We start from the raw sequence: 12,919 nt of genomic DNA, 5'->3' as shown, positions 1-12,919 counted from the left end.
GGTCGGGCTGCGTATCGGTGAATTACAGGCCGAGTGCCCGGCGCCGCTTCTCGAGGCGATCCTCGCCGCGCACCTTGAACACGTAGCCCGGGACGTCGCGCTCGATGATCTCCTCGCCGTCGACGGTGAGCTTGTAGTAGCTGATCGTCGTGGTGACGCTGATCGTGTTGTTGTCGCCCTTGCTGGCCTCGCCCATGCCGATGGTCTTGTGACGACCGCGAACCACGACCTCGACGGGGATGACCTCGCCGGTTTCGTCGCTTTCGTAGCTGCCGGTCATGCGCAGCATCGCTGCGTCGTGCACGGGGGAGCCGAACGAATCGAACAGGCCATCGACGAGCAGCCCACCGGCGGTCCATTCCATCGTCATCAGCTCCTGGCCCTGGTCGACCTCGACGGGGCCATCCATGCCGCCGCCCTCGTACTCGACCATGCGCCGCGCCAGCTCGGGCAGCGTCAGCGAGGGAATCATCCCCTGCCAGTTGTTGCCGTCACCGAAGGCGTTGAAGTCCTTCATGATGCGGGGTAGTGCCATGTTCCTTTCTCCTTACGGTTCCCGATGACGAGCCGGTTCAGGCATCGACGCGCGACGCGAAATCGGCGAGGTAGCGGTCGACGATGCGCTGGCGCAGGGCGAGGTGCTCGAGCGGTGGAACGGGGGTGTAGTCGTAGTCGATGTACAACTTGCCGCCCTTGAGCGATTCGGCGGTGTTCACTTCGGTGTCGAACCACGCCTGGCCGCCGAGCAGGTAGCCCAGGCGGGTGAGTTCACGGAACTTGGCGTTCACGCCTTCGATGATGTCCCGGGCGAGGCTGGGGGTCATGGGCTTGTCGATGGCCCAGAGATGCGCCTCGGCCATCGTGTCCGCCAATACCTGGGCGGTGCGGGTGTAGTTCTCGAAGGCAAACAGCGGGTCGTCGGTACAAGTGCGTGAGCCCCAGAAGCGGAAGCCGTCGCGATTGATGAGCGTCGTCACGTCGGCGGCGTTGAGAATGCCGGCGTCGGTGTTCGGATCCTGTAGATCCCAATAGACGTCCGCGCTCAGGCCGGTGACGCCATTCACGACCACGTTCGAGAGCGTTTTGTGCCAGCCGGTCTGTTGGTCGATCTTCGCGCGCAGGCCCAGGGCGCGAGCGACGGCGGAGAGGTCGCGGGTCTGTTCGGTCTCTGTATCGAACCCGGTGAAGTTGGGCCAGATGACCATTGCCTCGCGCGCGCCGAATGCCTGGCGGTACATCGACGCCTCTTCGACATTGGTGCACTGGTAGGCGGAGACGTAGGCGAACGCGCGGAGCTTCTGGGCGACGCTGATGAGCTCGGCGGCGACATCCTGGTCGTCCAGCTCGGGCACGCCGAGGATGCGCGGCTTGACGCCAAAGCGGGCCTGCGCGGCGAGCAGCGCCTGGATACCTGTCTTGCGGCCGGATTCGTTCACGCCGCCGATGACGTTAGCCTTAGTCTCGTCGGCATCAGCGCCTTCAGCGACGCGGACAACCACCATGACCGGCGTGGTCTGGTCGAAGATGGCATCGAGCGAGCGGGCGAGAGTGCCAGAGGTTCCGGCTTTGCCGAGCGCGGTGGTGCCGTTGGAGATGAGGATGGGGGTGTCGAGCGGGAAAGTGACGGCGTCGGCATCGTCGGCGGTGGCGACCAGCCCGATGACCGACGTCGACACGACGCGGATAGTGCGCGTCCCCTCGTTGATCTCGGTGACTGACGTGCCGTGATGGTAATCGGCCATGGGCGGCTCCTGGGCGGTGTGCGGAAAGGTCCATGCGGACGTGCCGACACGTTGCCCCGCGTGGGAGAGGGCGGCCAGCGGGTGGGTCTGTCAGTCGGGGGCTTACAGATGTCGGGTCGAGGGGGGAGCGCTACAGACTATTTATTGCATTGCACTGTGTAACGCTGAGGCGTATTGCTTGGGTGGCGAAGATTCCAGATGCATCGGGATCCTTGTTCATCTTCGAAACCAGTAACGGGAGTAGAGCATGTCCGGTTATTACGTCCTCGATAAGAAAGCCAGCGGTAAATATCACTTCGTCCTCAAGGCGGGCAATCACGAAACGATTCTGAGTAGTGAGTCCTATGAGTCGAAAGGCGCTGCCGAGAACGGCATCGAGTCATGTCGAACCAACAGCGGTAACGATGCTCGCTACGAGAAGAAGACCGCGAGGGATAACAGCCCCTATTTCAATTTGAAGGCGGCGAACGGGCAGGTCATCGGAACCAGCGAGATGTATACCTCGACCGCGGGACGCGATAACGGCATCGAGTCCTGCAAGACCAATGGCAAGGGCCCAACGAAAGACAACACCTGAGCTGGCTCAGCTAACCGGACCAGTGGCGGCTGGTCCGGTTCCTATCACTCTCCCCACCTCACGGCTTCGATCGCTTCTCGATCCCCCGCAGTCTCGGCGACGCTGACTGCATCCTTGAGCTGCCAAGACTTCGCCAGCAGCGTTTGCTTGAACTCTTTCGCGGCATCGGTCAGCGCGATCATCTGTTCGGGTGTAAGCGAGTAGACGGCATTGGACTTCGCACGCAGAGACATGACCGCGCCGGTCTCGCCGGCGGTGCGTCGGTCGCGGGCCTCGATGGCCAGGCCCAAAAGGTTGGCTTCGTCCTGGTCCGGGCGGGTTTGGATTACGTCCTCGGTGCCGTCGGGTAGCGTGTAGGCCATACCGGCGGCGAGTGCGGCTGAGAGGGCGGCTTCTATCTTGGCGCGTTTGCGGTCGGCGATCTCTCCAATCGGCGTAACGCGGTTGGGAATCTCCTGGCCAGATAGGGTGATGGCGTCGTGGAGCGCTGGGCCGAGGGCCTCGACATCGGCTGCCGAGGCGGTGAACGGAATCCAGCCGAACCGCCCGTGCTCGATCTCGCAATCAATCGTTCCATCGGGATTGGCGACCGGGTTGCGCCAGTTTGGCAACGTCACGGTCTCTTCGATCGCTTCAGCCATTTGGGTATCGCTCATCAGGAGATCCTCACGAAAAGTGACGCGCGCTCTTCGGCGTAGCTGGCGTCCGCGTCATAGGTATGGCCCATACAGCGCCATGTCCCACTGGGGCTTTCGCCGGAAAGCCCTTTGTCGACGGGGCGTAGAGACGTGTACTCGAGATTGCTACCGCCGATGGTGTCGCCCGGCTGCAAGCGCTTGTTCGCTTTGTTGTTGAGCAGTGCGTAAGTGCCCACTCCCCCCACACTGATATTCATCAGGTTGCTGTCGATGCCCCCATCGGCTCGGTCGATGCGTCCATTGGGCCGGATGCGGAATCGATAGTCGTTGCCATCGTGATAGTCGACGTTGCCGCCGCTCGAAACTGAGAGTCGGGCGCCGCCATTGGTGATCTTCGTGGCGTCGTAATCTCTCTCTTTCAGCAGCCTGTCGCCGCCGGCTTCGACCCAACCGGGCCCGAGCAATACGCGGGGTGTGTCCTTGCCGGGCTCCTGATCGGCATAGAACGCCAGGGTGTTGTCGCCTTCGTCGTAGACGATACCGTCCCAATTCGTGGTGCCGCCGGATCCGAGCCGGATCTTGCTACTCGATATCACCAACTCGGGATAGATCACTGCCAGATCGGACGTGAAATAGGCCTTGCGATCATTATTTGCCCAGATTTCTACTTGGCCGTCACCGCTTCCGCGAATGCCGGAATCATCATCGCCAAGAGCGACAGCGGCACCATTCCAGAACGTTTTGCTGGCTGTTGCGGCAGTACCAACGGCCAGTCCGTCTACCGCTCTCACATAATTGGGCGCAAATTCCATGACGATATGGCTGTTCTTGCTGTCCCTGACGTAGGCAGATCCACCGCTCTCCGAAAACTCCCAGTTGGGCAGCATGAACCCCTCGCCAAAACCGTCATCATTGATGACGATCTTGTTGACGCCGGTAATGTTCTTGTTGGCCAACGCGAGATCGGTAACCAACTTGATGCCGCTGGAGTCGGCGGTCAGCGCGGAAGAGACAACGAGCTGATTATCGACGCGAACGACGCCTTTGGTGACGACTACCTGTCGCTGGTTGTCGGCCCAAGTTTCGATCTTGCCATCGCCGGCGCCGCGGATACCCGAGTCGTTATCAGCCAAAGCAATGGCGCTACCGTTGTCGAATGAGCCGCCTGGTACCGCACCGCCGACGCCGAGCGAGCCAAACGCCCGGGCGTAGTTCTCGGCGAACTGGAAGGCGTTCACACATCCGCTGACATCGTCGACGCTGTCGCCGTCGGCATCGACCTTCACGACCAGACTGCCGCCGTTGTAGTACAGCGCGCCCATGCCAGCGTTCGTCGACTTGTCGAACAGTAGCAGGGTGGGCTCGAAGGCCACGATTCTGATGCCGTAATCATTGCCGTCGTCGAAATGCCCGCTGGTGTTAACGGTTAGCGGTCCGCTCAGGGACTGCATGGCATCGACGTTGTTGCGAACCAGCGCCGAAAGCGGTTGGCCACCGAGCCTGGAAGCGTCGCCGGCACTGCCCGACACGTCGATATCGTAGCTGCCTGATAGTCGGGCCTTGGGTATCTTGCCGGTGTTGAGATTACTGGCATCTCGAAACGAGGCTTCATCTACCAGTGCGGCCGTTCCCAGTGCGGCGAGCGCGGCCTGCACGGTCTTTGGATCGCCCAGCTTGGCGAGGCTGCCGAGCGAGATACGATCGGCATCGTGTGCGCCGATCTCGGTACGGTGCTGGTCGAGTGCGGCCTTGTTTGCAGCCGGCGTGACGGCGCGGGCATTGTCCTGCCCCTCTTTGGTCTCGGCGTAGGTGGCGAGTTCGACCATGCCCTGGTTATTGGTATTGGCGGCGGGGTGGTCGCGGCTGGCCGCGTGATCGGTGAGCTGTTTCACCGTCGCGTAGGCCTTGAGCACCTTGTCGATGAAGGCTTTCAGGGTTCGCGGAACGACCGCGCGCAACCGGTCGGTACCGGCGTCGACTTCCTCCTGCGTGGCGAGTTCCAGCACGCCTTTGACTGTGGTGGATGCAGGGGGATTGAGAAACGCGGCATCGCCGAAAGTGATGCTCGAGACATCGAGCGATTCGATGACCAGGTCGGTGGCGAGCAGCAGCGTGGCCGGCGCGGCTTTCTCGATGATCCAGTCTGATTGGGAGTAGACCGCGAACAGCACGCCGGCATCGGTGAACAGGCCGATCTCGCCGACCTGATAGGCATCATTCGTCTCGTCCTGCACGGTGACGTGAAGTGTGTCGTCGGAGACCGTTTTGCCGGCGATGGTGTCGACGCGCTTGATTGGCGCCTTGAGCTCGGTTTGATCCTTCGTTGGTGCGTAACGCCCGGACCCCAGCTCGACCTCGGCGATGACGACGGCGTTGGTGCCGTTGTTGTCCGGGTCGACCAGCGCGGCGCGGCCGGCGTCGGTGATAGTGAAGACAATGGCCATGGGGATCCTCTATTCGGCAGTGGCCGAGAGTCGGCGGTAAATGATCGGGCGTGCTGCCCCCGCGATGCCTACCCCACCGGACGCGCTCAATCCGGCGGTGAAGGTGAAGTGCGAGCGAACCGGTTTCGTGCGTGAGATCTCGTCGACGATGTCCTGCTGAAAATTGGCGGTATTGGGAACCTCGGCGCCCAGCGTCAGCAAGACATCGAAGGTATGCGGCTCGCTGGGTGTGGCCCGTTGCCACCACTCGCGCAGCGCCAGGCTGCCGCCGAAGGAACGGACCACGTCGCGCACGCTCTTGGCGGTACCCTTGCGGCGCTGGATCTCGATCGCATCGCGGATGCGCTGACGCTTGATGCGGTCGGGCCAGTAGGGTTGCCACGAATCCAGCGACAGTGCCCAGGCAAGCCACGGCAGCAGATCGGCGGGGCAGGTGTCGGGATTCCAAAGCGAGCGCAGCGGTACCGGTAGATCGCTGGCTGTAGCGGTGGTGGCCTCGAGCGACCGCTCGGCGGCGGTGGCATTGGGCGGTAGCAGGCTGACGGCGTCGCCTCGGGTGCCTGAATCACTCATCGAGGCCCCCATCGGTAAGATCGATCGCGGTGCAGTAAGTGGCTTGTGTGCGATCGACGACGATACTGGCCGCCGGTGACGTGAGTTCGACGCGCTGGACGCCCGGCTGATGGAGTGCGGCGTAGAGGCCGGACAGGGTGACGTCGAGCCCGAGGCGGTGCTGTTGTTCGGCGTGAGCGGTGGCCTGTTGTCGCGCTTGGCGCATCACGACCTCCCGATCGGGCCCGGCGTAGAAATAGAGCGTGGCGTCGATGCGGTATTCGACGATCTCGGCCGAGCGCACGGTGACGTGGTCGGTGAGCGGCCGGACGTCTTCGGCGGAGAGCGTGCGGTCGACGAGATCCAGCAGCGCCGCCGGCGCGTTACCGTTGTCTTCGCGCGACAGTACGGTGACGACGACCTCGCCCGGAGATGGGCTGGTCGCACTGGCATCCAGCACGGCGCCATCGGCGGATAGCGCGTGAAACACGTAGGCGCCTTCCGGGCCGGCAGTGCTGAAGCCTTCGAGCGAGAGCTGGATACGGCGGCGAAAATCTGCGTCGGTCTCGAGGGTGGCCGGCAGCGGTGGGATAGCGTCGGGATCGCCCTCGCTCAGCGTCTGACGCTCGACGCCGTAGAGGGCGCCGAGGTGGTCGAGATCCGAGCCGATGGCGTAGGCGAGCATGACGCCCTTGGCCGCTTCGTTGATGCGTTGGCGCAGCAGCATTTCGCGGTAGGACGCGACCTGCAAAATCTTGTAGGCGGGGTCGGATTCGACGGTGACATCGAAGCTCGGATCCCGCTGCCGTAGGTCGGCGAGCATGGCCTCGAAGATCGTCTCGAACTCGATCTCCTCGACGACCGCCGGCGCGGGCAGCCGTGAGAGATCGACCGCCGTGAAACCGCCGCTCATGCGTCACCCCCGTTTAGCGGTAGGGCGAGCGCGACGTCGTCTTCATCCTCGGTAACGCCCCGAATTTCCACGGCAACGCGTCCGGGTGATTCGACGTCGACAGTCTGCCGCACGCCGGTCACCCGAAGGCGCGGTTCCCAACGGATGATCGCCATGACGGCGGCGCTGTAGACACGCAGCATCAAGGCGTCGTTGAGCGGTTGATCGATGAGATCGGGAATCAGCGAGCCGTATTCCCGGCGCATCACGCGTGAGCCGATCGGCGTTGTCAGGATGTCGGCGACGGACTGCCGGATATGCTCGAAGCCATCGAGCGCGGCGCCGTTTGTGCGGTTCATGCCGGGCATCAGGTCACGCCCCCAGTCTTGTCTCCGCCACTCTTCACGTCGTCATGGGTGTGCGATGAGCTGATGTCCTTGCCGTTGCTGGTGACGCCGCCGGTGAATTTGACGTCCCCGGCCATGGTCGCGGTCTTGCCGCTGGGCTGACTCAGGTTGCCGTTCAACGTGACATCGCCATTGATGATGACGTTGGCATTGATCGTCGCGCCGCCGGCGGCCGTCGCAGTGAGTGCGGCATCGGTGTTCACGACAATGTCGCCTTTGGTCTTAACGGTGGCGGTGCCGGGCAGTGTCGCTTGCAGGTGGTGCGCGCCGTGGTCGTAATGGATGATCGCGCCGTCGGGTAGCTCGATCATCGTCACGTTTGGATCCGCGCTCGGCGGTGGGGTGGCCCGGGTGTTCAGCGACATGAGTACGGAGGCAGCGCGGAGCTCACCGCCCGGTGCCAGCAGCACGACCTGCTCGCCGAGGCTAGGGGGATTCCATGTGCGCGTTTGGCCCGCGCGCTGCTCCTGCCAGCGGATCCAATCGGTGAGGGCGTCACCCGAGCGCACGCGGACGCGCACGGCATCGTGATCGATCTCGGCGATGGTGCCGTATCGGATCAGGTTGTTGATCAGGCGGAGTAGTTCGGCGGCGTTGTTCATGGCGCCATGCTGTCGCGGGTGCCCGTATTGGCGGTAGCGGGCGTGTCTGTAAGTCTCGGGCTTACAGTAGGGCGTCAGCCCTCAAGGTCCGCGCCGAGATGGCGAACGATCATGTCGTGAATCATCTCGACGTCATCGGGCGTCGTCCCAAGCAGTTGGCGCTTGGGATAGTCGTACTCGAGGTGGGCGTTGACCGGCGCGCGTTTGCCCTCCTGGTGGATGCGGGCGATGTGAGCGATTCGGCCCTCGTAGCCCATCGAAACGCCATCCGATGTCGGCTTCATCTTTAGATAGCGCGCGGTGCGCAGTTTCTCGAACATCGCCTCGCTGGACTTGCGCTTGCCAGCCTTCTCGCGCGGATCCGCGACGGGCGTCAGATCGATCTCGAGCACGCGGACGACGCGACGCTTCTTGAACGTGCGCAGAGCTCCGGCGTGGCGCTGGTCGAACCCGAAGTAGGTCTCGGGCGTGGAAAACCAGTTCACGATTTCGCGCTCTTCGGCGGCATGCCCCGGCTTTTCGTAGAGGAAGCGCAGCCGCTTGCGCGCGCGCCGGCGCTTTTTCTTGCCGACGCGGGCCGGGTAGGGCGTGCCGTCCGGATTTTTCTGCCGTCGGATCCGTTGCTGCTGACGCTTTCGCAGTGCGGTGCCGATCTCACGGGCGAGCTTCTTGCGCTCGGCGGGCTCGAGCTTGTCGAGCAGCGGCTCGATCCATTCGGCGAGCTGGGTCAGGGAGTCATCGCTCACGCGTTGCCCCATTCGGCGGCGAGCCGGTAGCCGTCCGCTGGATTGTCGCGCGTGAACAGTTGCCAGCGTTCTGCTGGGCAGTCGTTCGCCGGGTACTCCGGCATGCGGTGTTCGCTGCGAATCACGCCGGCGTCGCAGTCGACGAGAGCGACGACGCGCTCGGTCAGCTCGACGCTGAAAATGACGTCGATATCGGTGTTCGAGTGGATCTCGAGCGTGAAGCGCAGCGCCTGCTCGGGGTCGACGTCCGGCTGGTAGTGCGCGAGCCACTGGAGCAGGGGCAACACGGTCGGATCGAGGTCGCCGCCGATGCCAACGACGATGATCTCGGCGGTTACCCGGTACTCATGGGAGAGGTGCGCGCCTTTGTGAAACTTGATATTGCCGTCGGGAACGTAGGTTCGGAGCCGGTCCGGGTCGTCGGCGAGTCCTGGCACGCTATCGAGCAGGTGCTGGCGCAGGCTAGTGAGTTTTCGCATCGAGGGCGTCCACGAGTCCGTTATGCCGAGTGGCGCAGCCGTGATAAAGGCTCGCCCAGGCTTGCATCGTCAGTACGACGTCGCCGCCGGTGCCGTCAGTGAGTGCCGGCAGCGTGGTCGGGCATTTGCGCTTGAGGTTCTGCTGAATTGGGGGCTCCCCCCGCTGCGGCATCGTTGAGCAGGCGGATAGCGTCATCGCCAAGGCAGACACGACGATAAATCGGTTTCTGAATCTCACGGATCACTCCCCGGTCGATGATGCGTTCGTTGGCGTCGAGTTCGGCGAGCCGGCTTTCGACGACGCTGGCGATATCGGCCTCGCGGGCCATGGCGGCATCAGCGACCAGCCGCGCGGCGCGTTCTTCGGTGAGCTGCTGGGCGTCCTCGAACCAGCCACGCGTTAGCCAGCCGCACCAAGCGGCGATGGCGAGCGTGATAAGGCCGATCAGGATGCGGATTTTCATTCGAGCGCCCTCACTCCAGGCCCATGAGACACAGTTCGCGCTCAGTTGATCGACGCTTTACCAGTCCGGCGAGCTTTCGGCCCTTGGCGTAGACCCAGCGCGTGAGCTGGTTGCAGGCGTCCCTTACTCGCCCGGCATTGAGCCGCTCGAGAAGTGTCGAGTCCCGGAATGCGCCCTGTCCGACGTTGAAAATCCAACTGGCCAGAGCCGCCCGACGCGTTGGTGGCATGGTGGCGTTGATCTCGGGAGCGACGTTGCGATCGATGGCGTCGAACGCTTTGCCGAGATCTCCGGCGAGCAGGGCTTCGCATTCCTCGGCGGTTTTCGTCTGGTGCAGCTCGACGGTCGGCCCGGTATGGCCGGTGCAAATCGTCGGGATGCCGACCGGGTCCGGGTAGCTCTCCAGTTCGGTGCCTTCGTAGTGTTTGACGACGCCGATGGAGATCGACAATGCCAGGCCGCAGGCGCCACCTATGGCGCCCCCGCCAATCCAGCTGCCGAGATTTTTCATGATCGGCCTCTGCGGATCCGCTCCCACCAGTGGCGGAATTTTTCGAGGTACTTGGGCACGATCAGCCCGATCTGCAGCGCGAGATACGCGAGCGTCAGCACCGTGATCCAATCGCTTGGCGTCATGCCTCCAGCGTGGAGCAGCGAAACGATGGCCGGCGGCGTGGTTTTGATCGCCTCCGTGGTGATGTTGAGCTGCTGTGCCATTTGGGCTCCCGCGTTGGCGATGAGTAGCGTGATCAGCACGATCATCGGATCGGGCCGGTGGTTGTGGTTGTCGAGCCGGATTCGCATGGCCTCAGCTCCAGAGCTGGACGGTGTCAGTGCGCTCCTGGCGCCGTGCCAATTCGGGCATGGCGACCGGCGTACCCTGCGGCAGGATCGGCCCGAACTCGGCGAGCCCGGGGTTCAGCTCGAGCACCTGCTCGGTCACGCCGGCGGTCTTGCCGTGGATGCGCTGACAGATCGCGTCGACGGTGTCGCCCTGGTGCGCGTAAACGATCCGGCTCATATCAGCTCGACCGTGGTGTGGGTCTCGCCGAGTATCTCGGCGACGGCCCAGCGCGAATTGCGGCGATAGTCGTCGGCGGCTTCGTCTTTCGCCTCTCCAATCTCCTCGCCGGATCGGGTCGCGCTGTAGTCCCGGTACGCTTCGAGGAGACTGGCGTGGGCGCTGGCATAGACGGCCTGGCGATAGAGCGCGGTCGTGTCGCCGGGCATCTGCCATCGCTCGCCCTGTACCGCGTCGGCGGCATGGATGCCGGCATCTTGCTGGGACACCTGAAAGCCGGCGAGCTGGCGATTGATGTCGCGCACGGCGACACCGAGTGCCTGGACGATGCGCCCCTCGGTGATCGTCGTTTCGATGCGATGACGATCGCGGAAATCGCCCGGCTCGATGTCGGGCCAGAATCCATTGTTCGGGACCGGCGGGGCGGGCCGGTTCTGGCTTTCACTACCGCCGTGAGCGACTAGGGACATGGACGATCCATTGAATTAGAGGGAGGTGGATCGGGGATCGTCGATATGGGGCACGTGGCCTGGATCTCCCCCCGATGCCTCCCGGGGTCGGCGTGCGACTCGGTTGCAGCGTCAGCCGCTGGGCTGATCGCTTGCGTTCTTTTTGACCTGGCGTTCGAGCTGCTCGATGTCACGCTTAACGCCAGCGCGGTCGTTCAGCTCGAGCGCGCGCTTGAGCTGCTCGATGGCCGCGCTCGGGCAGTCGGCGTCGCGCAGGGCGTAGCCATACGCCTTGTGAAACTTGGCCGAGATCTGGTCGTGCATATCGGCGCCGTCGAGCATTTCGCGGGCGCGAACCATGAGCGATGCGAGCTGCGTCCCGAGTGCCTGGCGCTCGGACGGGTCGGCGTCGTCGCCTAGCTTGGCGAGCTGGGCCAGCACCTCCTCGGCAAGCTGCTCGGCGACGATGCTCTCGAGATCGCGCTCGAACCGATCCGGCATGTCGAGCTTGTGCTCGAGGGCATAGCCGGCAATGTCCAGCGCGCCGGCGAGATCGCCGATATCGAAGCGCCAGATCAGGACAGTGGTCAGCACCTCATCCTGAGCGCCGTTGCCGCTCTCGAGCACGCCTTCGATGTAGGGGTCGAATTGCGGCAGCAGCTCGCGCTTTCGGGCGATCTTTCCCTCGGTCGACTTGATCTGTTTGAGTGCGCGGCGAGCGTCATAGAGCGTGGCCATCATCAACTCGTACTGCGGGCCGTTCTGCGGCTGGCCAGCGATGGCGTCACCGGCCGACTGAGCGGCAGTGACGCGTTGGAAGTGTCGGCGGGCGGGTGAGGTCATGATTCAACCCCTTTGCCCTCGCGCGCGGCCGAAGACAGTTCGATGTTCTCGACCAGGCAGCCGGCGCCGAAGTCTTCCACCACGTAGGCTTCGTTGCTGGACTCGTAGTTTTCGATCCGATTGCGCTTGGGGTTCTCCGTGACATACCGGCGGCGCGCGCCGTTTTGCCAGTAGATCGAGAGGTTATCCAGCGTGGTAACCATGAGCGCGTTGTCGGGGAAGAACGGAACGTCCAGCCCCTGGAGCCCACCAATGCGTTTTTGGCTGATGACCAGGTCGGCTGCCAACTGCTCGGAGGGAGCGAGCTGGTTGAGCAGGGGAAAGTACTTGTCCGCCATCAGGTTCCGGCCAAGGATCACGACCAGGCCCGGCGCGCGCTGGTACCAAGGCTGAATGAAGTTGCTGACCGCGTCGTAGACCAGGGCATCCAGCGTGGCGTAGTCGCCTACCAAGCCGCCACTGTCAGCCTTGGTGGGGTCGATAACGACATTGCCGCCGGCCTTGCCCTCCGACATCACGCGCTGGGGGGCCTGGGTGCGGTAATGCTGCAACCAGCCAATATTGACGTCCTGGAGCAGTGGGTTGGCCGTCGGGTCGCTTTGGACGGCGGCGCGAGTGCCGTTGAAACCGATGGTGATTCGGTCCAGTGCCTGCTGACGAACGATGGTGTCTCGGATCATGGCCTGGAAGTTGGGAAACTTCGCCCAGGCGTCGATCTTGTTGTAGCCGAGGTGCGTGTCGAACTGGGTCATCCGGCATTCGTAACCCTGGGCATCGAGAGTGCTGATGTCGCGGGTTTGGCGATCCTGCTTGCTGACGTCCGTGCGTGCCGCGATAGGGCCGGAAACCCCGAGCGCGAGCTTTTCGCCCTTGAGTTCGTCGACGCCGATCACGTTGACCCGGCTCAGGAAGTCGCTCGATTCCTGGATGCGCTTTTCCAGACGCTGCTGGACGCTCGGATCGACCGCGAATTTATGCGTGGCATCCGGCACGCCGTTCAGTTTTGCCACCTGGGCGGCGAACTGATTGAAGAGGATGCGAGTATCGTTGCGCATGGTGTGGC

Annotated in this window: 18 protein-coding genes; 1 reads left to right on the top strand and 17 read right to left on the bottom strand. The window is 63.4% G+C overall.

Annotation, left to right across the window (positions count from 1 at the left end; genetic code table 11):
• Positions 1-22: 22 nt before the first annotated feature.
• Together IE125_RS17715 and IE125_RS17710 are read right to left on the bottom strand one after the other, a co-directional pair.
• Complete coding sequence (locus IE125_RS17715; protein WP_189446003.1) at positions 23-535, bottom strand: phage major tail tube protein; 513 nt, start codon at positions 533-535, stop codon at positions 23-25.
• 37 nt (positions 536-572) lie between these two features.
• Positions 573-1,742 carry a phage tail sheath protein gene (locus IE125_RS17710; protein ID WP_189446002.1) on the bottom strand — a complete coding sequence of 390 codons (1,170 nt, stop codon included), beginning with the start codon at positions 1,740-1,742 and terminating at the stop codon, positions 573-575.
• Between the two features lie 247 nt (positions 1,743-1,989).
• Here IE125_RS17710 and IE125_RS17705 point away from each other — a divergent pair, with 247 nt between their 5' ends.
• A complete protein-coding gene (locus tag IE125_RS17705; RefSeq protein ID WP_189446001.1) occupies positions 1,990-2,319 on the top strand; it encodes a YegP family protein in 330 nt (109 codons plus the stop codon).
• Between the two features lie 44 nt (positions 2,320-2,363).
• On the opposite strand, the gene IE125_RS17700 is transcribed toward IE125_RS17705, so the two are convergent.
• From IE125_RS17700 to IE125_RS17630, 15 genes are all read right to left on the bottom strand, one after another.
• Positions 2,364-2,975, bottom strand: coding sequence for a DUF4376 domain-containing protein (locus tag IE125_RS17700; protein WP_189446000.1), 612 nt, complete (start codon positions 2,973-2,975; stop codon positions 2,364-2,366).
• Complete coding sequence (locus IE125_RS17695) at positions 2,975-5,401, bottom strand: hypothetical protein (protein ID WP_189445999.1); 2,427 nt, start codon at positions 5,399-5,401, stop codon at positions 2,975-2,977. Before IE125_RS17695 ends, IE125_RS17700 begins: the two co-directional genes overlap by 1 nt.
• A 9-nt stretch (positions 5,402-5,410) precedes the next feature.
• Positions 5,411-5,974 carry a phage tail protein I gene (locus IE125_RS17690; RefSeq protein WP_229809196.1) on the bottom strand — a complete coding sequence of 188 codons (564 nt, stop codon included), beginning with the start codon at positions 5,972-5,974 and terminating at the stop codon, positions 5,411-5,413.
• Complete coding sequence (locus IE125_RS17685; protein ID WP_189445997.1) at positions 5,967-6,866, bottom strand: baseplate assembly protein; 900 nt, start codon at positions 6,864-6,866, stop codon at positions 5,967-5,969. The genes IE125_RS17690 and IE125_RS17685 overlap by 8 nt, the downstream gene beginning before the upstream one ends.
• The gene (locus IE125_RS17680; RefSeq protein WP_229809195.1) at positions 6,863-7,204 is read right to left on the bottom strand and encodes a GPW/gp25 family protein; all 342 of its coding nucleotides are present in this window, start codon (positions 7,202-7,204) and stop codon (positions 6,863-6,865) included. The genes IE125_RS17685 and IE125_RS17680 overlap by 4 nt, the downstream gene beginning before the upstream one ends.
• A gap of 8 nt (positions 7,205-7,212) precedes the next feature.
• Complete coding sequence (locus IE125_RS17675; RefSeq protein ID WP_189445995.1) at positions 7,213-7,854, bottom strand: phage baseplate assembly protein V; 642 nt, start codon at positions 7,852-7,854, stop codon at positions 7,213-7,215.
• Between the two features lie 74 nt (positions 7,855-7,928).
• Positions 7,929-8,600, bottom strand: a complete 672-nt coding sequence (locus IE125_RS17670) for a phage virion morphogenesis protein (protein ID WP_189445994.1) — start codon at positions 8,598-8,600, stop codon at positions 7,929-7,931.
• Entirely contained in the window at positions 8,597-9,079 is a 483-nt protein-coding gene (locus IE125_RS17665; protein ID WP_189445993.1) for a phage tail protein, read from the bottom strand. The genes IE125_RS17670 and IE125_RS17665 overlap by 4 nt, the downstream gene beginning before the upstream one ends.
• 95 nt (positions 9,080-9,174) lie before the next feature.
• The gene (locus IE125_RS17660; protein WP_189445992.1) at positions 9,175-9,543 is read right to left on the bottom strand and encodes a hypothetical protein; all 369 of its coding nucleotides are present in this window, start codon (positions 9,541-9,543) and stop codon (positions 9,175-9,177) included.
• A gap of 10 nt (positions 9,544-9,553) precedes the next feature.
• Positions 9,554-10,054, bottom strand: coding sequence for a lysozyme (locus IE125_RS17655; RefSeq protein ID WP_189445991.1), 501 nt, complete (start codon positions 10,052-10,054; stop codon positions 9,554-9,556).
• On the bottom strand, positions 10,051-10,347 hold the full coding sequence (locus tag IE125_RS17650) for a hypothetical protein (protein ID WP_189445990.1): 297 nt from the start codon (positions 10,345-10,347) through the stop codon (positions 10,051-10,053). Before IE125_RS17650 ends, IE125_RS17655 begins: the two co-directional genes overlap by 4 nt.
• A gap of 4 nt (positions 10,348-10,351) precedes the next feature.
• Positions 10,352-10,564, bottom strand: a complete 213-nt coding sequence (locus IE125_RS17645; protein WP_189445989.1) for a tail protein X — start codon at positions 10,562-10,564, stop codon at positions 10,352-10,354.
• Complete coding sequence (locus IE125_RS17640; RefSeq protein ID WP_189445988.1) at positions 10,561-11,034, bottom strand: head completion/stabilization protein; 474 nt, start codon at positions 11,032-11,034, stop codon at positions 10,561-10,563. Before IE125_RS17640 ends, IE125_RS17645 begins: the two co-directional genes overlap by 4 nt.
• A gap of 111 nt (positions 11,035-11,145) precedes the next feature.
• A complete protein-coding gene (gene gpM, locus IE125_RS17635; RefSeq protein ID WP_189445987.1) occupies positions 11,146-11,856 on the bottom strand; it encodes a phage terminase small subunit in 711 nt (236 codons plus the stop codon).
• A complete protein-coding gene (locus tag IE125_RS17630; protein ID WP_189445986.1) occupies positions 11,853-12,911 on the bottom strand; it encodes a phage major capsid protein, P2 family in 1,059 nt (352 codons plus the stop codon). Before IE125_RS17630 ends, gpM begins: the two co-directional genes overlap by 4 nt.
• Positions 12,912-12,919: the final 8 nt, after the last annotated feature.

Source organism: Salinicola rhizosphaerae (assembly GCF_014652715.1).
Lineage (GTDB): Bacteria > Pseudomonadota > Gammaproteobacteria > Pseudomonadales > Halomonadaceae > Salinicola > Salinicola rhizosphaerae.
The sequence above is the reverse complement of the archived record's forward strand: the minus strand, read 5'-3'. Positions and strand labels throughout refer to the sequence as shown.